Annotated in this window: 19 protein-coding genes; 9 read left to right on the top strand and 10 right to left on the bottom strand. The window is 62.8% G+C overall.

Annotated elements, in window-relative coordinates; all coding sequences use genetic code 11:
- From ABYV89_RS02145 to ABYV89_RS02190, 10 genes are all read right to left on the bottom strand, one after another.
- Nucleotides 1-525, bottom strand: a 525-nt coding sequence (locus ABYV89_RS02145) for a peroxidase family protein (protein ID WP_432821275.1), incomplete at its 3' end; no start/stop codon positions are given.
- Between the two features lie 148 nt (nucleotides 526-673).
- Nucleotides 674-1,297, bottom strand: coding sequence for a V-type ATP synthase subunit D (locus ABYV89_RS02150; RefSeq protein ID WP_432821276.1), 624 nt, complete (start codon nucleotides 1,295-1,297; stop codon nucleotides 674-676).
- Entirely contained in the window at nucleotides 1,294-2,634 is a 1,341-nt protein-coding gene (locus ABYV89_RS02155; protein WP_432821277.1) for a V-type ATP synthase subunit B, read from the bottom strand. Before ABYV89_RS02155 ends, ABYV89_RS02150 begins: the two co-directional genes overlap by 4 nt.
- A 27-nt stretch (nucleotides 2,635-2,661) precedes the next feature.
- On the bottom strand, nucleotides 2,662-4,275 hold the full coding sequence (locus ABYV89_RS02160; protein WP_432821278.1) for a V-type ATP synthase subunit A: 1,614 nt from the start codon (nucleotides 4,273-4,275) through the stop codon (nucleotides 2,662-2,664).
- Complete coding sequence (locus tag ABYV89_RS02165) at nucleotides 4,272-4,592, bottom strand: V-type ATP synthase subunit F (RefSeq protein ID WP_432821279.1); 321 nt, start codon at nucleotides 4,590-4,592, stop codon at nucleotides 4,272-4,274. The genes ABYV89_RS02160 and ABYV89_RS02165 overlap by 4 nt, the downstream gene beginning before the upstream one ends.
- On the bottom strand, nucleotides 4,589-5,509 hold the full coding sequence (locus ABYV89_RS02170; RefSeq protein WP_432821280.1) for a hypothetical protein: 921 nt from the start codon (nucleotides 5,507-5,509) through the stop codon (nucleotides 4,589-4,591). The genes ABYV89_RS02165 and ABYV89_RS02170 overlap by 4 nt, the downstream gene beginning before the upstream one ends.
- The gene (locus ABYV89_RS02175; RefSeq protein WP_432821281.1) at nucleotides 5,506-6,078 is read right to left on the bottom strand and encodes a V-type ATP synthase subunit E family protein; all 573 of its coding nucleotides are present in this window, start codon (nucleotides 6,076-6,078) and stop codon (nucleotides 5,506-5,508) included. Before ABYV89_RS02175 ends, ABYV89_RS02170 begins: the two co-directional genes overlap by 4 nt.
- 4 nt (nucleotides 6,079-6,082) lie before the next feature.
- Nucleotides 6,083-6,298, bottom strand: a complete 216-nt coding sequence (locus ABYV89_RS02180; protein ID WP_432821306.1) for an ATPase — start codon at nucleotides 6,296-6,298, stop codon at nucleotides 6,083-6,085.
- A gap of 74 nt (nucleotides 6,299-6,372) precedes the next feature.
- Entirely contained in the window at nucleotides 6,373-8,232 is a 1,860-nt protein-coding gene (locus ABYV89_RS02185) for a V-type ATP synthase subunit I (protein WP_432821282.1), read from the bottom strand.
- Nucleotides 8,219-8,581, bottom strand: a complete 363-nt coding sequence (locus ABYV89_RS02190; protein ID WP_432821283.1) for a hypothetical protein — start codon at nucleotides 8,579-8,581, stop codon at nucleotides 8,219-8,221. Before ABYV89_RS02190 ends, ABYV89_RS02185 begins: the two co-directional genes overlap by 14 nt.
- Nucleotides 8,582-8,817: 236 nt before the next feature.
- Between ABYV89_RS02190 and ABYV89_RS02195 the strand changes: the two genes are divergently transcribed.
- The 9 genes from ABYV89_RS02195 (at nucleotide 8,818) to ABYV89_RS02235 (ending at nucleotide 18,947) form a co-directional block, all read left to right on the top strand.
- Entirely contained in the window at nucleotides 8,818-9,561 is a 744-nt protein-coding gene (locus tag ABYV89_RS02195; protein WP_432821284.1) for a TlyA family RNA methyltransferase, read from the top strand.
- Nucleotides 9,558-10,331 (top strand): SAM-dependent methyltransferase, encoded by a 774-nt coding sequence (locus ABYV89_RS02200; RefSeq protein ID WP_432821285.1) that lies wholly within the window; start codon nucleotides 9,558-9,560, stop codon nucleotides 10,329-10,331. Before ABYV89_RS02195 ends, ABYV89_RS02200 begins: the two co-directional genes overlap by 4 nt.
- Nucleotides 10,328-11,287, top strand: a complete 960-nt coding sequence (locus tag ABYV89_RS02205; protein ID WP_432821286.1) for a U32 family peptidase — start codon at nucleotides 10,328-10,330, stop codon at nucleotides 11,285-11,287. The genes ABYV89_RS02200 and ABYV89_RS02205 overlap by 4 nt, the downstream gene beginning before the upstream one ends.
- Before the next feature lie 7 nt (nucleotides 11,288-11,294).
- Nucleotides 11,295-12,425: a metallophosphoesterase family protein gene (locus ABYV89_RS02210; protein ID WP_432821287.1), complete on the top strand. Its 1,131-nt coding sequence runs from the start codon at nucleotides 11,295-11,297 to the stop codon at nucleotides 12,423-12,425.
- Complete coding sequence (locus ABYV89_RS02215; protein ID WP_432821288.1) at nucleotides 12,422-14,644, top strand: ATP-binding protein; 2,223 nt, start codon at nucleotides 12,422-12,424, stop codon at nucleotides 14,642-14,644. The genes ABYV89_RS02210 and ABYV89_RS02215 overlap by 4 nt, the downstream gene beginning before the upstream one ends.
- On the top strand, nucleotides 14,619-14,966 hold the full coding sequence (locus ABYV89_RS02220) for a histidine triad nucleotide-binding protein (protein ID WP_432821289.1): 348 nt from the start codon (nucleotides 14,619-14,621) through the stop codon (nucleotides 14,964-14,966). The genes ABYV89_RS02215 and ABYV89_RS02220 overlap by 26 nt, the downstream gene beginning before the upstream one ends.
- Before the next feature lie 57 nt (nucleotides 14,967-15,023).
- Nucleotides 15,024-16,643, top strand: a complete 1,620-nt coding sequence (locus ABYV89_RS02225) for an FAD-binding protein (RefSeq protein WP_432821290.1) — start codon at nucleotides 15,024-15,026, stop codon at nucleotides 16,641-16,643.
- Nucleotides 16,640-17,269: a methyltransferase family protein gene (locus ABYV89_RS02230; RefSeq protein ID WP_432821291.1), complete on the top strand. Its 630-nt coding sequence runs from the start codon at nucleotides 16,640-16,642 to the stop codon at nucleotides 17,267-17,269. The genes ABYV89_RS02225 and ABYV89_RS02230 overlap by 4 nt, the downstream gene beginning before the upstream one ends.
- A 235-nt stretch (nucleotides 17,270-17,504) precedes the next feature.
- The gene (locus tag ABYV89_RS02235) at nucleotides 17,505-18,947 is read left to right on the top strand and encodes an HD domain-containing protein (protein ID WP_432821292.1); all 1,443 of its coding nucleotides are present in this window, start codon (nucleotides 17,505-17,507) and stop codon (nucleotides 18,945-18,947) included.
- The last annotated feature ends 13 nt before the right edge of the window (nucleotides 18,948-18,960 follow it).

Raw genomic sequence — 18,960 nt, forward strand, 5'->3', positions numbered from 1 at the left:
GCCGCCGCCGAAGCCGAAGGTCTTCAAGCCCATCGTCTCCATCGCGCGGTTGCCGGCGAAGAGCAGAAGGTCGGCCCAGGAGAGCTTGCGGCCGTACTTCTGCTTGACGGGCCAGAGCAGGCGCCGCGCCTTGTCGAGGTTGGTGTTGTCGGGCCAGCTGTTGACGGGCGCGAAGCGCTGGTTGCCGGTGCCGCCGCCGCCGCGGCCGTCGCCGGTGCGGTAGGAGCCGGCGCTGTGCCACGCCATCCGGATGAAAAGTCCCCCGTAGTGACCGTAGTCGGCCGGCCACCAATCCTGCGAGTCGGTCATCAACGCAACGAGATCCTTCTTCAGGGCAGAGAGGTCAAGGCTCTTGAACTCCTTAGCGTAGTCGAACGCCTCACCCATGGGATCGGACATGGAAGAGTTCTGGTGAAGCATCTTAAGGTTCAACTGGTTCGGCCACCAGTCCCGGTTAGACGTGCCACGCATGGCTGCGTGCTTGCTTGTTTTTCCAGTCACCGGGCACTTGTTTTCGTCATTCATAAATGTTTCTCCTATTGAATGGGGTTGTGTGTCTCCAACTCGAGGACACTTGTTAGTGTAACCTAGCTGTTGCGGTTTTGTTTTTGGTGAAACTGCAAAAAGGGGCCGACTGCTTCTGGGCGGCGGCGATTATTGAATCGTTCTTTCTTCACTCCTGCCCCCGCAAGTCCTTGAACCGTTTCAGGCGAAAATGGGATTCCCGTTCCCGTTCGCTGATGTACTGGGCGATGGTTTTGATCTGCCGCATGATGACGGGGTGGATGCGCTCTTCGAGTACGCGAACGCGGCGGGTCACGCGGAGGATTTCTTCGCCCAGGCGTTTCAACTTGTTTTCAAAGACCGCCACCTCGAGGATCGATTCGACGATGGTTTCGAAGAGGAAGCAGGCTTCTTCCAGGTGCGGGGTGGTCTGCGCATAGTCGTAATGGCGCTGCTCCGGAGTGCGGACGAAGGGGCCGTAGACGGTCAGGTCCCGGTATCTCACCCCCATCGCGTTCTTTTCGATGACATCCACCCCGACCTCCCGCTGGTTGACGGCCACCAGGGATTCGACAAAATCATTCCCTTCGATCCCCCGGCTGAGATGCAGTTCGTCGAGCCCGCGCCGGTATTTGCCCCTGATCTTTTCCCGCGAATCGAGAACCGGCGTGATGACGGCGAGAAACTCCCGGATCAAAGCCTGCCGCCTGGCCTTGAGGATGGCGATACTGTTGGCGACGGAACCCGCCTTGTCCTTGAGCAGCAGCAGATTGGTCCGGGTCGGATGGATCATGGGGTCTCCAGGGCAAACCGTTTCAGCAGGGCGATCCCGGTTTCCAGGGATTGCCGGATATCCCGGCGATCGTCCCCCTGGTGCACCAGTTCCTGTTCAAAGGCTGCGGCAAAATCGAGCATGACCCGGTCCTGTTCGGTCATCCCCTCCCGGCCGACGATGGCCTCGAGCGTCCGCAGGTCCCTGCCTTTAGCGTAATGCTTATAAAGCAGGTTGGCCAGCGCGCGGTGGTCGGCGCGGGTGCGGCCTTCTCCGATCCCTCTCTGCATCAGCCGTGACAGGCTCGGAAGTACATCGACCGGCGGGAAGATCCCCTTCTGGTGCAATTCGCGGCTGAGCACAATCTGCCCTTCGGTGATATAGCCGGTCAGGTCGGGGATGGGATGGGTGATGTCGTCCTCGGGCATGGTGACCACCGGCAGCATGGTGACCGAACCGGGGCGATTCCTGATCCGGCCGGCGCGTTCGTAGAGGGAGGCGAGATCCGAATACATGTAGCCCGGATAGCCGCGTCGTCCGGGCAGTTCCTCCCGCGCGGTGGAGACTTCGCGCAGGGCGTCGCAGTAATTGGTGATGTCGGTGACGACCACCAGGACGTCCATGCCCTGTTCAAAGGCCAGGTACTCGGCGACGCTGAGGCCGAAGCGGGGAGCGAGCAGTCGTTCCACCACCGGGTCGTCGGCCAGGTTGATGAAGGCGACGAAGGGGGTATGCATCTGATCCAGGGTGCGCCTGTAAAATGAATATTCGTGATGGGTCAGGCCCAGGGCCACGAAGACCACCACGAAACCCTTATGCGTCCCCCCGGGTTCGCCGGAAAGGCGGGCCTGGTGCAGAATGCCCGCCGCCATTTCCTTGGAGGGCAGGCCGGCCGCGGAAAAAATCGGCAGCTTCTGCCCCTTGACCAGGGTGTTGAGGCCGTCGATGGTGGAAAAGCCGGTTTCGATAAATTCTTCGGGGCGGGCCCGGGCCACGGGGTTCAAGGGGTACCCCGATACCGGGGCCCATTTTTCCGGAATAAACATCGGGGCGTTGTCAAGCGGCTGGAAAGAGCCGTTGAAAACCCGGTCGAGCAGATCGAGGGACAGGGGGGCCTGCTTGACCGCATCGCTGAAAACGACCCGCGACTGGTTCAGGTCAAGCCCCCGGCTTTCGCCGAACAGTTCGATCAGCACCGTGCTGCCGTCGATTTTCAGCACCTCTCCCTCAATGCGCTCCCCATCGGGAAAGATGATGGTCACCACTTCGTTCATGCGCACTTCAATGACATTTTCAACAAACAACAGGGGGCCCTGTATCGAAGCGATGGTGGAAAATGTGTATTCAGAAAGACGCATGAGAATCCCTTTTGCAGTATCCAGCCCTCAGCCTTGGTCCTTCAATATCTCGTCCAGAAACTTCCCCTGTTTCAGCTTCTCCCCGGCGCAGCGGTAAAACTCCAGCATGCCGCTGATCTTCTCGAAGGTCTGTTCCGGTGTCGAGAAGGCATCTTCGCTATAGGCGTTCTGGCTGAGGAACTTCTGGCGGATCGTTTCCGCCACCTTCATCAGCAGGCGGTCGCCATCCTGCAGCCCTTCGGTGCCGACGATTTCCGCCACCTCGCGGAGCCCTTCCTCTTTTTGCAGCAGCTGTCGGCACTCCTGCTTCACGGCATCCCAGCGGGGGGAGGTCGTTTCATTAAAATGTGCGGAGACCTCGGCGTAGAGTGAAAAGCTCTGAAACCAGTTGATGGCCGGAAAGTGCCGCCGGTGGGCGAGGGCGGTGTCGAGCATCAGGAAGGATCCGGTGGTGCGCAGGCAGGCCTGGGTGACCGGCTCGGTAAAATCCCCACCCGGCGGGGAGATCGACAGAATCATGCTCAGCGAGCCGATCTTTCCGCTTAAGGTTTCCACCGCCCCGGCGCGGGCGAAGAACTCGGCCAGGCGCGAGGCGAGGTAGGTGGGGTAGCCTTCTTCGCCGGGCATCTCCTCCAGGGCCGAGGAGATTTCCCGCAGGGCCTCGGCCCAGCGGGAAAGGGAGTCCGCCAGCAGCAGAACGTGGTAGCCCATGTCCCGGTAGTACTCGCCCATGGTGACCGCGGTGTAGATCGAGGCTTCGCGGGCGGCCACCGGCATGTTGGAGGTGTTGACCACCACGATGGTTCGCGCCATCAGGGGCTTTCCCGACCAGGGGTCGTCCAGGGCGGTGAACTCTTCGAGCATTTCGGCCATTTCATTGCCGCGCTCCCCGCAGCCGACGTAGATGACGATGTCGATAGCGGCGAACTTGGCTATGGTCTGCTCCAAAATGGTTTTTCCGGTGCCGAAGCCGCCGGGAAAGATCGCGGTTCCCCCCCGGGCCAGGGGGAAGAGAAAGTCGACGCAGCGCTGCCCGGTGACCAAGGGCTCGCCGAGGGGGAGCTTGCGGCGGTAGGGGCGGGGTTTGCGTACCGGCCAGTCTTCGAAGCAGAAACAGCGCTGACCATCTTCCAAAGTCGCCACCGGAGCGTGCAGGTCGAAGGGGCCGGTGGTGATCGTCTGCACGGTTCCGCTGACGGCGGCCCGGACGAAGTGTTTGAACGGTCCCTCCTGGATAGTGCCCAGGTCTTCTCCGGTGGCAACAAAATCGCCGGGCTGCTTGAGCGGGGTAAACTCCAGGGGCGCGTCGATTTCGAGGGGGGGCGGCTCCTTGCCGGCGTGAATGAAGTCCCCTTCCTGCCGATAGAGCCAGTCGAGGTTGCGCTGCAGGCCGTCGAACATCCGGTTCAGCAGGGCGGGGCCCAGCCGCACCGTGAGCGGCAGGCCGACTCCGGTTACCGGCTCGCCCAGGCCCAGGCCGCGGGTATTCTCGTAGACCTGGACCGTCGCCCGGCGATGCTCCAGGCGAACCACCTCGCCGAGCAGGCGGGCATGTCCCACCTGGACCCGGTCGTAAAGCCTGAGCCCCGGCAGGTCCACGGAAACTGTCGGGCCTGATATGCCGATGATTCGTCCGCTCATAAATTCAGTTTCACCTGATAGCCGATAGCCCTGCGCACGATACGCAGAATGTAGTCTTCTTCCGCCAGTTCGGTTTTTCGGGGCGCCGGCAGCACGATGACCAGCCCGGGCCAGCGCCGCTCCAGGTCTCGCACCCTCGACTCCGGGATCTGCAGAAACAGCCGTTCGTCGATCACCACGACACCGGTTCCGGGGGCCTGCAGCGACTCACGGAGGGCCTTTTCCGCCTCCGGGGTTTCCACTGTCCGCTGTGTGACCCCGGTCAGGCTGAAGCCGTAGCGGGCATCGGTCGGGGTCAGGAAAACAATGGTTTTCATGTGATCAGCTCGGCGGCGAGGATGTCCTGCTCCAGGTCGGGACAGAGCTGCAGCAGCCGCAGGTTTCTGGCCTGGATGAACTGCCAGCAGGCAAACTCAACGATCCTCCCGGTCCCGTCGGCATCGCGACTGGCCCGGCGCAGCTCACGGGTCAACTGTCGCCATAGGGCAGCTTCAAGCCCCTCGGCAGAGAGCCCGGCGCCACCGGGCAGCCGGCCCAGCAGGCGGTTCAGGGCCGGCAGGCGCCCCTGCTGCTCGATCTTTTCAAGACGGGCCGGGGCGATGTCCCCGCCGGCCAGGAAGTCACAGGGGACATCCAGTTCCCAGCGCAGTTTCTTGTAGAGGGCCAGCAGGTTGTGCAGGTCGACATAATGACCCAGAACCTTCCGGATTACCGCCGGGTGGCGGCTGCCCAGGGTGTGCCGGAGATAGCGGTAAAAGAGTTCCCGTTCGAATCCCTGGAAACCCTCATCGGCATAGGCCGCGCTCAGCCCGGCGAAGCCCTGGTGCTGTTCGGTCAGCCAGGCGCAGGCGGCGGCCACGGTTTCCTGCGGTTTTTCATCCTCGAGCAGAATACGTTTCAGTTGCGGCGCGAGCAGGCTGTCGCCCAGCAGGTCCGGAACGGCAGCGGATGCTTGCGACGACGTGTGGCGCAGGCAGAGGCTCAGGGTTCGCAGCTCGAAGAGGGTGAAGACGGGACTGGTCTGTCGCCGCATGGTTCGGTTCATCTGCTGGAACAGCCAGGCCAGCTTCCTCAACGAGTCGCGCCACAGGCCTTCAGTTGCAAGGGCGCTCGGGCGGCTTTGGTTCAGCAGGGCCGGCCAGTCCCTGATGCGGGCGTTGTTGCGCCCCTGCAGGCGGGCCAGCAGGTATTCGTCGGGATAGCCGTCAAACGGCAGCTCGACAAGGAGGTTCACTCAAGGCCCTCCTTTTTCAGGGTGGTTGCGAGCAGATCCGGCAGCAGGTCGGGCCAGGCGCGCTCCAGGCGTTTTTGCAGGGTGTTGTTGACCCGGATGCGGCCGCTTGCATCAACCACCTTCATGCCGCCGACAATGTTCGGATCGAGGGAGATTTCCGCCCCGGGAAAATGTCTCTCCGCCCGCTCCTGGTCTGTCGGGGTGACACTGACCTGTTGCCACTGCAGCGGGGGGAGTTCCTGGCACAGGGCGGCAAAGAGCCCGTCATAATCGGCTTTTCGGAGCTGGACGAGGTTTTCTTGCGCCAGCTCGTAGAGGATCTGGGCCAGCTCCTGCCGGGCGGCTGCCCGGATGGCCCTGGCCTGACGTTCGCCGGCCAGCAGCACAGGGCGACTCTGCTCGGCGACCAGTCGCGACTGCAGCGCGTCGGCTTCGGCCCGGCGTTGCTCGATCGCTTCATTCCCGGCTTTTTTCAGCGTCTGCGCTTCGGTCTCCGCCTTGTGCCAGATCTCCCTGGACTTCTTCTCTCCCTGGAGCTGAAGCGACGCGATGAGTTCCGACCGCCCCATGCAACTAGACCATCAGCAGGATCATGGCGGCGATGACGAAGCCGAGGATCACCATGGTTTCCGGAATCGCCAGCAGGATGATGATGGTTCCGGTCAATTCCGGTTTTTCCGCCAGGGCTCCCGCCCCGGCCGCGCCGATTTTGGACTGGGCCCAGGCCGTGGCGAGGGCGCTGAGTCCTACGGAGAGGGCGGCGGCAAAGGCGAGGAGGACTTTTTCCATCGTAAGAATACTTTCCATGGCAGGCTCCTTGGAAATCGGGGGATGACGCGTTGTTTTAATGATATCTTAAATTGCTATTTTTTCATGGGGGTGAATCGTTTTCCTCCCGGCTCCAGGAATTTGCCGAAAAACTCCACGTAATGCAGCCGCAGCGAATGGATGGTGGGGGCAAAGACGCCAAGGATGAGGTTGAAGGCATGCAGCAGCACGGCGACCAGGATCCCCAGGAGGACGTCGCCGGTGACCCCGGCCAGTTCGTTGGCGACGTGGGCCAGCAGCACGGAGGTCAGGCCTACCGCCATGATGCGCGCATAGGAGATGATGTTGCCAAAGGTTTTGAGCAGTTCCAGCGGGGCCAGCAGGCCGCCGGTGAGAATCAGCAGGGGAAGGACGATGCCGAGAACGACCAGCAGCTGTTTCTGGATCTGCGGCAGGCTGGGAATGAAATGGGCCCCGACGAAAAAAAGGAGGCACAAAATGCCAAGCAGGCTCAGGGACTTGAGCAGGACCTCCCTCGGCAGCCGTTGCCTGAGGGCGCTGAACAGGCCGAGCAGCAGGCCGGTGAGCAGGTGGCAGATGCCGATCGAGAGGGCAAAGTAGAGCATCGGCACAATGGCCGTGCGGCGATCAAAAATAATCGGTTCAAGACCGAGCAGGTGGCTGCCGAACTCGCCGAAACACTCGCCGAAAAGCCAGCCGAAGATCATGGTGTAAAGAGCCGACACCGAGAGGATTTTGCCGGCATCGCGCAGGAGTTTGCGGCGGCTGAAAAAAATCAGGGGGAGCGCGGTCAGGGCCAGGATGGCGCCATAGCCGATATCCCCCAGGATCATTCCGAAAAACAAGGGGAAAAACAGCCCGAGGAAGAGGGTGGGGTCGTAGGAGGTATAGCGGGGCAGCGGGAGCAGTCGGGAAAAAAGTTCAAAGGGCTCAAAGTAGGGTGGGTTTTTCAGGGCGACCGGTACGCGGTCGAGCTCCTCTTCCTGAATGGCCTTCTGCTCGACAACCACCTTGCCGGCAAAAGCCCTGTCCAGCTCCTTTTGAATCGCCGCCAGTTCCCCGGAGGGAATCCAGCCGAAGATGAAAAAGCACATCCCGGTTTGGTAAAGCAGGGCGGTCTTTTCCAGGAGGGGGAGCTGATCGTTGATCCAGTTCAATACCGCGCGATAGATCCCCAGCCAGCGCCGGGCAAAGGTCTTCAGCTTGAGATTCAAAGCGGCGGCCCGCTCCTCTGCCCCCCTGACCTGATCGCGGATCGCCTCGAGCTTGCGCTCAAAAGGGAGAGCTTCGAGAGATGAGGGGAGAGGGAATTCGGGCAGCCTTTCCCGGCGCAGGAGCTGTCTGAGCTCGGCCGCCTGGCCTTTTTGAGTGGATATCAGGACGGCCAGCGACCCCTGCGGCCCCTCGGTGGACTGGAGGTCAAACCGCCCCCCGGTAAGCCGGTGGACCAGGTAGGTCAACTGCTCGACGGCCTCCGGGTCCGTGAGTTCCAGCCCGATGAATTCGAGCGATGTCCCGTGACTGATGCCGCCGACCAGGGGGGCGATGGTGGTCAAAAAGCGTTCGGCGTCGGCAAGCTCTTCGAGCCGCTGTTTCTCTTTGACGAGGTCGTCCTCAAGGGAGCGGCAGGAGGCGATATGCCGGTCAACCAGCGTCGAGACCGCTTCCAGGGCCGTTGCCGGGTTGAGGTAAGTCTCCCGGCCCTTGACCTGGGGGAGGCCGGTCAGCAGGGTTTCGATCTTTTGCTTGAGGTCCTGGTAGAAAATCCTGCCGGCCAATGACTGGCTGTCGAGTTGAAGGGATTTTAGATGCGGCTCTTTCGCGTCGACGAGCTGCCGGGGATGCTCTTCGATATGCAGAACCCCGAACTGTCGCATGCGGACCAGCACCGGCAGCAGCAGGTCGATCGGCCCGATAATTTCAATTTTGGACATCCGGACGATCATACTGCGTCCTCGGGTCGATGGCGGTCAGATGCTGTCGGATGACGGGGGCAAGCGAGGTCCGTTCGATGCCGGCTGACCGCCGGGCCATTTCGTTGGCTTCGTGGACCAGTTTTTCGACTTTTTCCCGGGCTTCATTTATCCCTGCGGCCAACCTCTGTTGCCGGGACTCTTCGATGCAATTCAATTCCAGGGCGAGAGTACGGGCCATTTCGGCTTTTTCAGATTCCAGCCAGCGGCCGGCCCTGAGCCGTTCAGCTTCGAGCTGCCTTTCGATGGCCTGCTCGGATTCAATAAGGGTGCTGAAGGTTTCGTTGTTGTTCTTTTCCGGTTTTTTCATGGTCAGATTCTGCCTTGGCAAAGGTCTGGTCGTGCACGGTCGAGGCGGTTCATCTTTTTCATTATATCTGAATAATCGCCCTTTTCCAGACCCGGGCCCGGCGCCGGCAATGCCCGGGCTTCGACGAGGTTTAAGCCGGAGCAAAACGGTTGCCCGCACCCCGTCCCTGTGCTAACCTGTTGCCGTTTTTCGTGGTAATCCCGCGGTTTGTTTCTCCGTCATCTTTTTACGGTCTTATGAAAAAAATCCGTCTCGATAAATTGCTCGTTGATCGCGGCCTGGTGCAGTCGCGGGAACGGGCTCGGGCCCTGATTCTGGCCGGCAAGGTCGTGGTGGGCGATCACGCGGTCGACAAGGCCGGCGCCCAGGTGCCGGAAGGCGCCGAAGTGCGTCTGAAGGGGGAGGATATCCCCTACGTCTCCCGCGGCGGGCTGAAGCTGGAGAAGGGGCTGGACGGTTTCAATGTCGTCGTGACCGGGGTGGTGGCCATCGACGTCGGCGCTTCGACCGGCGGTTTCACCGACTGCCTGCTGCAGCGCGGGGCGGCCAAGGTCTACGCCGTCGATGTCGGCTATGGCCAGCTGGCCTGGTCGCTGCGCGAGGATCCCCGGGTGGTGAATCTCGAGCGGACCAATATCCGCGAACTGACGGTCGACCGACTGGCTGAACGCCCGTCGCTGGCGGTCATCGACGCCTCCTTTATTTCCCTCGACAAGGTGCTGCCGCCGACCCTCACTTTACTGGCTGATGCGGCCGAGGTCGTGGCCCTGATCAAGCCCCAGTTCGAGGTTGGCCGGGGCGAGGTCGGCAAGGGCGGGGTGGTGCGTGACGCCGACAAGCACGCCGAGGTGGTCGAGCGGATCCGCTCCCTGGCCGAAACTCTCGGCTGCAGCGTGCTCGGGGTGACCGAAAGCCCGCTGCTCGGCCCCAAGGGGAACCGCGAATTTCTCATCCACCTGCGCCGGGGGGCTGCTGCATGAATCGCGTTTATTTCATCGGTGCCGGTCCCGGCGACCCGGATTTTCTGACCCTCAAGGGAGCCCGCCTGCTGGCCGGCTGCGATGCCGTGTTCGCGCCGCCGCCTTTCGAGCTGACCTTTGCCGAGCATCTGCAAGGCAAGGGCGTGCTGGTCCCTTTCGATTATTATTTCGACGAACTGGTCGAGAAGATCCGCAATTTTCTGGTTGCGGGGAATGTGGCCTTTCTGGTTCCCGGTGACCTGACCTTTTACGCCCCGTTTCAGGCCCTGATCGACCTGTTCGGCGAACAGGCGGTGGTGGTGCCCGGGGTCGGCACGGCCAACGTCGCCTCGGCGCTGCTGAAAAAGACCCTCGATCTCCCCGGCGTCTGCAACCGGGCGATCATTGCTTCGCCCCGCACCCTCGGCGACGGCAGCGACGCCCCGACTATCGGTCAGCTCGCCGCGCCCGGCGTCACCCTGCTGATCTACATGAACAACATTCCGCTGCCCCAGCTGGTGACCCAGCTGCACCAGGGCTACGGCAAAAGCGTGCCGATCGCCATCTGCCACCGGCTCTGCCTGCCCGGTGAAGAGGTGGTGCAGGGGACGCTCGATGATATCGTGGCCAAGGTCGGCGAGCGCGATTTTTTCAATCTCAATTCGGCGTCCAGGCGGCCGGCCCTGACCCTGGTCCTGGTCGGTGAAACCCTGACAGCGACCGTCGATGGCGCCTGGTGGGACTACCGCCGCGAGCATATCTGGAAGTTCCGCGACGGGGAGGCCGAATGAGGCTGATCTCCCCGATCGATCAACTGGCCGAGGCCGAACCGCTGCTGGAGGCCGGGGCCGATGAATTGTACGGGGGTTTTGTTCCGGCCGAGTGGCAGCGGCGCTACAGCCTGCTGGCTTCGATCAACCAGCGCACTTTCGAAGGGGCGCAGATCCGAAGTTTTGCCGACCTGCAGGAGATCGTCAAGCGGGCCCACGGGCGCGGCAAGAGCTTTTCCCTGACCCTGAACGCGCCTTTTTACAGCGACGAGCAGATGCCGCTGCTGCTCGATTACGTCGATCAGACCGTGACGGCCGGGATCGACGGCATCATCCTTGCCGACCTCGGCCTGCTGCGCTTGTTGCGCCTGCGCCATCCCGGTCTCGAGTATCATGCCAGCACCCTGGCCCATCTCGGCAATTCGGGGTCGGCCGCGTTTTATGCCGCCCAGGGGATCAGCCGCATTGTCTTTCCCCGCCACCTGACCGTGGCGGAAATGGCCGAGATCACCGGCAAGCTGCCGCAGCTGCGGTTCGATGCTTTCATGCTGATCGGCAAATGTCCCAATACCGAGGGGCTGTGCACCTTTCATCATTCGAGCCCGGATAAAATCTGGCCCTGCGAAATCCCCTACCGGATCGAGCCGCTGGAACCGCCGGGTTCGCCGGTGCTGCAGGCCGCCATCGAGCGGCAGGCCGGCTGGTCGCGCAGCAACCGTCGCCACGGCTGCGGGTTGTGCGCCATTCCGGCCCTGTTGCGCGCCGGTATGTATGGGGTTAAACTGGTAGGCCGCGGCGCCCCCGCGGCTCAGAAAACCATGAACGTTTCGCTGGTCCGGGAATTCATCCGCCTGGCCGCCGAAGAAACAGACCTTGCGCGCTACTGCCGGCAGGCGAGAATGGCCCATGCCCGTCGCTTTGCCGCGGCCTGCTCGAGCAACGTCTGTTATTATCCTGAATTCTGTCCTGACGAATAGGTTCTTTATGATACGCATTCTGCATACGGCTGACCTGCACCTGGGCGCCCCGTTCCCGTCCCTTGGCGAGGCGGAAGAGCGACGGCAGGACGACTTTTTACAGACCTTCGAGCGGCTGCTGACCCTGGCCATCAAGAACGATGTCCAGCTGTTCGTCGTGGCCGGAGATCTTTTCGACTCACCCCGGCCCGATGCCGAACTGGTCGGCAAGGTGCAGGCCGGAATCAAACGTCTGGCCGACCGCGGCATTCTCACGGTGCTGCTGCCGGGCACCCATGACAACACGGTCGGCGCCGATTCGGTTTATCGCCGGCACGAGTTCCCCGGCGCCGTGCTGCTGTCGTCACCGACGGTGGAGGAGCCGGTGGGCCTCGAGGTGGCCGGTCAGGAAGTCTACCTGTACGGTTTCGCCTACCGCAGCTTCGTCTCGGATGCCGCCCTGGCCGGCATGGCCAGGCGCAAGCCCGAGGGGATTCACATCGGCCTGCTGCACGGTTCACGGCAAGGCAGCCCGGAATGGGAATACCGCAAAAAAGATCTCCCCTTTGCCCTCGCGACCCTGCAGCAGTGGGGGCTTGACTATGTCGCTCTCGGCCACTACCACAATTTCGAAAACCTCGAAGCGGGAGGGCGTCTGTACGCCTGCTACCCCGGCTCGCCCGAAGGCAAGCGGTTCGGCGAGAACGGCCCGCGCTTCTGTGCCCTGGTGACGGTCGAGCCCGGCCGGGCGACGGTCGAGCCGTTGCCGGTCGGAACCCGGGTTCTCGACGAACTGACCCTCGACCTCTCCGGCAGCGAAACCCTGCAGGCGGCCAGCGAAAAAATCCACGAACTGCGCAGCTCCGATCTGCTGCTGCGGTTGACCCTGACCGGGGTGGTCGAAGCGCCGCTCGACCTCAAGGCCCTGCACGCCCGTACCGCCGGCGACTTCTTTCATCTCGAGTTCGTCGACAAAACCCACCTGTTCGACAGCGACTTTGCCCGGCGCATCGAAACCGAGGAGACCGTGCGCGGGGTTTTCGTCCGCCGGGCCCGCCAGCTGATGGCCGAGGCTTCCCCCGAGCGGCGGCAGGTGGTGGAAGATGCCTTTCGCGAAGTGCTGATCCGCTTTCAGAGCTTCGGGGGAGGGGCGTCATGATCCTGCGCAGTCTGGAGCTGAAGCATTTTGGCAAGTTCGCCGAGCGGACCTTCGAATTCCGTCGCGGCATGAACCTGGTCACCGGCCCCAACGAGGCCGGCAAGTCGACCCTGATGGAAGCGATCCCGGCCGTGCTGTTCGGCGTGCGCAACAAGGAGCGCTATAAACCCTGGGGTCGCAACGGCAGTTGTGCGGCGGCGCTGGTGCTCGAAGGGCGCAACCGCACCATTCGCATCGAACGGGACATCCTGACCGACCAGGTGCGGCTGACCGAGCACGACGACCTTTACCACGAGCTGTACCAGTTCGAGGGGAAGGTGGCGCCCAACGGCCGGTCGTCGGAGCGGGGGGAATATTATGAGCAGCTGGCCCGGCTGTTCGGCATTTACGAGGAGGATGTCTTTCGCGCCTCGCTCTTCTTCGGCCAAGGGCATCTCGATGTCCCGGGCCAGGCGGCCATGACGGCTAAAATCAAGGGACTGCTCTCCGGTTTCGTCGAGGTCGACTACGACAAGGTGCTCGAGTCGCTCAACGCCGACCTGTTCGCCATAACCCGGGTCAACCCCTGGGGCAAAGACAAAACCAAGGACCGCGAGCTTGAAGAGGTGACCAAGCGGATCGGCGCCCTGGAAACGCGCTGGTTCGAGGCGCGGGAGGCCCTTCGCGAGCTTGAAACCCTGCGCGGCGAGATGTGCGAACTCGACAAGTCGATTCGCCTCGATCGCGACGAGTATGTCAAGGGGGAGCGCTACCTGGCCTGGGCCCGCAAGCAGTGGCAGCTCGAAGAGAAGGAAGTGGTGCTGCGCAAGGATTTCGCGCGGGTCAACCGGCAGTCGGTAAAGGTCGGCGACCTGGAAAAGCAGCGCCAGGAGCTCGAAAAAGAGCTGGGCAAGACCGGCCTGCCGCGGGAGATCCCGGAAGACCTGGTGAAGCTTCTGGTCGATGCCGACGAGGAGCGCAAGGAACTGGTCTCCCTGCAGGGCGAGTCGGCCGCCCTGCGCAGGGAACTGCTCGATCACAAGACGCCCCCCTGGAAACCCTCGGCGGGGCTGTCGGCCCTGCTGTTCGCTGTCGGCGGCGCTGCGGCCTGGTTTTTTCCCGAGCGGCTGGTACAATCGCTGCTGGGCGCCGGCCTGGTAACGGCGGTGATCTGGATTTTCTATCTCTGGAACGCCGGCAAGGAGCGGGCCGAGCGTGGCCGTATCCAGGGGCAGGCCCAGGTGCTCGAGCGCAAGCGGGAGGAAGCCCAGGCGCGGCTGGCGTCACTGGATGAGCGATTCGAGCGGCTCGGCATGTCGCCGTCCGCGGTCGAAATCGTCAAGATGCAGAAGAACCTGGCCCGCCACCAGGAGCTGCTGGGGCAGCTCAAGGAAGTCGAAATCTCCCTCAAGGTGCTCGATCAGTCCGAGGAACTGAAGCGCGACCAGGACGATCTCACCCGCGAACTGGCGGTGCTGGACGAACGCATGGAGAAGGAAAAACCGCTGCGCCCCGAAGGGCTGCTGCCCCTCGAAGAACTCCCTGGCGCCGAAGACAAGCTGCAGGCTTTGGGGGAGAACCTGCAGGCGCGGGAACAGCGGCTGCTTGAGCTGACCCGGCGGGAGGCGGCGCTGCACGGTGCGCTCGGCGACTTGCAGCAGATCGAAGAGGAAGGGGAACGGCTCAAGGCCCGGGAATCGGTCCTGCTGCGCCGGCGCGATGCCCTGGTTGCCGCCTACGAGCTGCTCAGCGGGTCGGTCGAAGAATTCCGCCGCACCTACCTGGAGCGCTTCGCCGGAGAAATCTGCACCTATCTGACATCCGCCACCTGCGGCCGGTACGCCAGGGCGCGGCTGGGCGAAGATTTTTCCCTGTCGTTGCCGGGCAAAGGAGAGGGCAGCTGGCAGGATGTCGACAGTTTCAGTCGCGGCACCATCGACGCCGTCTATTTCGCCGTGCGCCTGGCTCTTACCCGGCATCTTTCCCACGGCCGGCGGTTGCCGCTCTTTCTTGACGACCCGCTGGTCAATTTCGATGCGGACCGGCAGGCCGAAACCATGGCCGCACTGGAGAGTTTGTCGCGGGAGCACCAGATCATTTTTTTCACACACAGCGAGGGGCTGCTCAAGCGGGGCGGCCAGAAACGCTGGAACCTGATATCGCTGGACGAGGCCAAAAACAGCCGAATCCGCGCAAACGAAGAAAGGAACGACGATGTCGGACAACTGCATCTTTTGTAAAATCATCGCCGGCGATATCCCGGCCAGGTATGTTTATGAAGATGAACTGGTTTTGGTGCTCGAGGACATTAATCCGCAGGCGCCGCATCACTACCTGATCGTCCCCCGCAAGCACATCCGCACTACCCTCGATCTGACCACGGCGGATAACGAATTGATCGGCCACGTCTTTCAGGTCGCCGGCAAGGTCGCCCACGACGTCGGTTTTGCCGACGACGGTTTTCGCGTGATCAACAACTGCAACGAGGCTGGCGGCCAAACCGTCTGGCACATTCATTTCCACCTGCTCGGTGGCCGGGACATGACCTGGCCGCCGGGCTGATGCCGGGTATTTAAGGGGCGTGCCTTGGCGCGCCCCTTGTTTTTTGCGAGATAAGCCATGGAAAATCTCAACGCCGAAGTTCTGATCATAGGCGGCGGTCTGGCCGGGCTTGCTGCTGCCGTCGAAGCACGTCGCGGCGGCCGCGACGTGCTGCTGGTCTGCAAACGCCGGGCCGGCCGCAGCGGCAACGTGGTGGTGGCCGCCTGCAACCTGACCGGCCTGTTGCCTGAAACCGGCGATACGGCCGAGGGTTTCGCCATCGACACCCTCGGCAGCGGCCGCGACATCGGCGACCCTGCCCTGGTCCAGGCCATGGCGGAAGGCGCCGCCGACGCCCTGCGTTTTCTCGAAGGGTGCGGAGTTCGCCTGTTGCGCAGCGATGGGCGCCTGCATGCCCGGCAGGTGCCCGGACACAGCCGGCCCCGCACCGTCTGCACCGACCGGCAGGGTATCCCGGTGCAGACGGCGGGCCTCTCGCTGTCCCTGCCGCTGCTGGAAGAAGCCCGCCGTCTCGGGGTCCGCTTCCTCGATTCAGCCATGGTCACCCGCCTGCTGAAAGATGACAGCCGGGTGGTCGGGGCCCTGGCCGTAAGGCGTGACGGCAGCATCCTGCAGCTGCTGGCCGGGGCCACCGTGCTGGCCAGCGGCGGCGGCGGCCGGCTGTATGCCAGCAGCAACAATACCCGGGATATCACCGGCGACGGCTACGCCCTGGCCTACGATGCCGGCGCCGATTTGCGCGACATGGAGTTCGTCCAGTTTCATCCGGCCATGGGGCTGGCGCCGGTCAAGATCATCCTGCCGACGACCTTGTTCGGCGACGGCGCCCTGCTGCGTAACCGCTATGGCGAGCGATTTCTGCTCGACAGCGTGACCGGCGGGGAGCAGGTGGCCGGACGCGACGAGATGAGCCAGGCCATCTACCGGGAGATTCAGGCCGGTCGCGGGGTGGGCGAGGGGGTGCATCTCGACCTGTCGGCGATTCCCGCCGAGCTGGTCAATACCCGCTACGGCGATCTCTGGCAGCTGCTGCAGCAGCGCGGCTGCGATCCCCGGCGCCAGCTGGTGACCGTCGGCCTGGCCGTGCATTTCTTCATGGGCGGCATGGTGATCGACCGGCTCGGCGCTTCGACGGTCCCCGGTCTGTACGGAGCCGGGGAGGTCACCGGCGGCGTTCATGGCGCCAACCGTTTGGGGGGCAACGCCCTGCTCGAGGCGGTGGTCTTTGGCCGCCTGGCCGGGCAGTCGGCCGCAGCCGGAACGGTGCCCCGTTCAAACGCACCGGTGTTGCCGCACCCGGTATCCGGGTCGCTTTGTCCGGCGGAGCTGTTGGTCGCCCTGCGCCGTGAGCTGCGCGAGCTGCTCTGGCAATGCGCCGGGGTGGTGCGCTCGGGTGATTCGCTGCAGGCGGGGCTGAAACGCTGGCAGCAGGTCGCCACCTCTTATGGCCATTATGCGGGTTCCTCCGATGTTCAGCTCTGGGCTGAAACCGGCCACATGCTGACCGCCTCCCGGCTGATTCTGCTGGCCGCTCTTGAGCGCATGGAAAGTCGAGGCGCCCACTGCCGCAGTGATTATCCGGCCCTTGATGACCGCTGGCAGGGGGCTGTCCTGGTTCGCCGCGGCGGGTCCGGGAGCGAGCCGGTCCTCGAATTCGTTCCCGGGCAGGGGGCATGAGGTTCGATCTGCTGATCTTGGCCGGCGTCTGGACCCTGTGGTGCCTGGGGCATTCCCTGCTGGCTGCCGATCCGGTCAAGCAGCGGCTGTGCCGGCGGCTGCAGCGAGCGTCTTTTTGCTATCGCCTGTTTTACAATGGTGTTGCCATGGTGACGCTGATCCCGGTGCTGGTCTGGTCGTCAACGCTTCCCGGTGTCGCGCTGCTGGCCTGGGGCGGTCCCTGGCGTTTGCTGCAGTGGTCTCTCTGGTTTTTTGCCGGGTGGCTGGTCTGGTCCGGCTTTCGGGTGTACCCTCTGAAAGAGTTTCTTGGCATAGATGGCCTGCGGCGTCCCGGAGCGTCGCAGCCGACTCCTCTTCTGGTCACCGGGGGGGTGCTGGGGCTGGTCCGTCATCCCTGGTACCTGGCGGTTCTGATGCTGCTCTGGTCCCGCGACCTGAACGCCCCGGCCTTGGTGTCGTCGCTGGTGCTTTCCGGGTATCTGCTGGTCGGGGCCCTGCTGGAGGAGCGGCGATTGAAGCGACAGTTCGGGCGCTTGTACGTCGATTACCAGTCCCGTGTCCCGATGCTGGTTCCCTGGCGCTGGCTGTTGTCGAGGGTGACAGCAATCTTTCGCCGGTGGCATTAAGGTAAAAAAGGGCCCCGCTGTTAAAACGGGCTTGCTGACGCACTTTTTCTCAATTAAGATAAAAAACCCATTGGGTTAGCCGGTGTCCTCAAGGAAAACCTGGCGCGGGACTCGCTCGGTTCACCGGTGTCCGCCGCAGGCAAATGAGCCGGTTGACGGCAGGTTTGCAGAAATCGCCGTTTTCAGATGGAATCCGGATAGCCCCCGCATCCAAATCAGCAGTGGAGCTTCTGCTTTGACTTACGACAATCGTACCGAACAGCGACTGATAAACGAAATCATGGAGCTTCTGGTCACTCATCACGGTGGGGGGATGAGTGAGCATGAACTTGACCTGGGGATCGACAGCCTGCAGCGGGCCATCCGGATCGCCAGCGAATCCCATGCCGGGGTTCTGCGCAAATCGGGCGAACCCTACTTTTTTCACCCGCTGCGGGTGGCCCACATGGCCGCCCGTCACTGGATGGATTTCGCCTCGGTCAATGCCGCCATCATGCACGATGTGGTTGAAGATACCCCGGTGACCCTGGGGGAGGTCGCGAAGGATTTCGGTGACGAAGTTGCGCTGCTGGTCAACGGTCTGACCAAGGTCGCCGACGAAAACCTGAGCCGCGAGGCTCTCAAGGCCGAAACCTACCGTAAGCAGCTGCTGGCCGCCATCGAAGACATTCGGGTGCTCAGTCTCAAGTTCTGGGACCGCATCGACAACCTGCAGACCATCGGTGCGCTCAAGCCGGAAAAGCAGAACCTGATTGCCGAGGAGACCCGCTCTGTTTACGTCCCGCTGGCCAGCCATCTCGGTATGGGGCATGTCGCCTCGGAACTGGATGCCTTGTCCCTTAATATCCTTTATCCGCGCCGGGCGACAACCTATGCCCGTGCGGTGACGGAACTGCGGCAGCGCCTGGAAGCGCCTTTGCGTAAGATCCGCTCGGAAATCAACAAGGAATTCGAGCATCACAAGGTGCCGGTGCTGCTCAAGGACCGCTGGCGTCAATTTTCCATTGCCGCCGCCCAGGGGATGAATCGCGGATTCCCGACCCTCTACACGCTGGAAATCCAGGTCGACCGGACCATGGAAGCCTACCTGGCCCTCGGCCTGCTGCACGGACTTTACCCGCCGATTCCCGGCAAGCTGCGCGATCACCTCAACGTGACGTCCCAGTTTGGCTACCAGGCGCTGAAGACGACAGTGCAGGCCGGTGAGCATCGCATGCGGGTGGAAATCACTACCCGCAAGCTGGCCCGCTTCAATGAGGCCGGAGTGCTGGCCCCGGGCTTCGAGTTCCGCCGGGCCAATTTCGAGGGGCTGATGCGTTCGCTGCTCGAAGGGGAGTCGGCGTTCGATACTGAAAGTCTGCGCCTGGCTTCCGCCTCGATTCAGGTTTATACGCCCCTCGGTGATATCCGTTCCCTGCCCGAGGGAAGCAGCGCCCTTGACCTGGCTTTCGATATCCACGAAGAGCTCGGCCTGCATGCGTACCGGGCCCGGATCAACGGCCAGACCAGGCATCTCAAGTCGCGTTTGATGGATGGCGACCAGGTCGGTATCGAGCGCAGCGATACCCCCCAGGTGCTTCCGAAGTGGCTCGAATGGGCGGCAACCCCCCGTGCCCGCAACAGCATCCGTCGTTACCTGCGTTCCCGGGTCAAGGACGGGTCTTCCAGCGTCTCCTGAAATATTGATGTCT

The sequence above is a fragment of the Trichloromonas sp. genome (assembly GCF_041583255.1).
Lineage (GTDB): Bacteria > Desulfobacterota > Desulfuromonadia > Desulfuromonadales > Trichloromonadaceae > Trichloromonas.

Bases quoted from the DNA above. Each gene is read 5' to 3' on its own strand.
- ABYV89_RS02225 (WP_432821290.1), top strand. From the start codon at position 15,024: ATGGAAAATCTCAACGCCGAAGTTCTGATCATAGGCGGCGGTCTGGCC.
- ABYV89_RS02200 (WP_432821285.1), top strand. From the start codon at position 9,558: ATGAATCGCGTTTATTTCATCGGTGCCGGTCCCGGCGACCCGGATTTT.
- ABYV89_RS02155 (WP_432821277.1), bottom strand. From the start codon at position 2,634: ATGCGTCTTTCTGAATACACATTTTCCACCATCGCTTCGATACAGGGC.
- ABYV89_RS02195 (WP_432821284.1), top strand. From the start codon at position 8,818: ATGAAAAAAATCCGTCTCGATAAATTGCTCGTTGATCGCGGCCTGGTG.
- ABYV89_RS02165 (WP_432821279.1), bottom strand. From the start codon at position 4,592: ATGAAAACCATTGTTTTCCTGACCCCGACCGATGCCCGCTACGGCTTC.
- ABYV89_RS02150 (WP_432821276.1), bottom strand. From the start codon at position 1,297: ATGATCCATCCGACCCGGACCAATCTGCTGCTGCTCAAGGACAAGGCG.
- ABYV89_RS02215 (WP_432821288.1), top strand. From the start codon at position 12,422: ATGATCCTGCGCAGTCTGGAGCTGAAGCATTTTGGCAAGTTCGCCGAG.
- ABYV89_RS02210 (WP_432821287.1), top strand. From the start codon at position 11,295: ATGATACGCATTCTGCATACGGCTGACCTGCACCTGGGCGCCCCGTTC.
- ABYV89_RS02205 (WP_432821286.1), top strand. From the start codon at position 10,328: ATGAGGCTGATCTCCCCGATCGATCAACTGGCCGAGGCCGAACCGCTG.
- ABYV89_RS02230 (WP_432821291.1), top strand. From the start codon at position 16,640: ATGAGGTTCGATCTGCTGATCTTGGCCGGCGTCTGGACCCTGTGGTGC.
- ABYV89_RS02180 (WP_432821306.1), bottom strand. From the start codon at position 6,298: ATGGAAAAAGTCCTCCTCGCCTTTGCCGCCGCCCTCTCCGTAGGACTC.
- ABYV89_RS02190 (WP_432821283.1), bottom strand. From the start codon at position 8,581: ATGAAAAAACCGGAAAAGAACAACAACGAAACCTTCAGCACCCTTATT.
- ABYV89_RS02175 (WP_432821281.1), bottom strand. From the start codon at position 6,078: ATGGGGCGGTCGGAACTCATCGCGTCGCTTCAGCTCCAGGGAGAGAAG.
- ABYV89_RS02160 (WP_432821278.1), bottom strand. From the start codon at position 4,275: ATGAGCGGACGAATCATCGGCATATCAGGCCCGACAGTTTCCGTGGAC.
- ABYV89_RS02220 (WP_432821289.1), top strand. From the start codon at position 14,619: ATGTCGGACAACTGCATCTTTTGTAAAATCATCGCCGGCGATATCCCG.
- ABYV89_RS02185 (WP_432821282.1), bottom strand. From the start codon at position 8,232: ATGTCCAAAATTGAAATTATCGGGCCGATCGACCTGCTGCTGCCGGTG.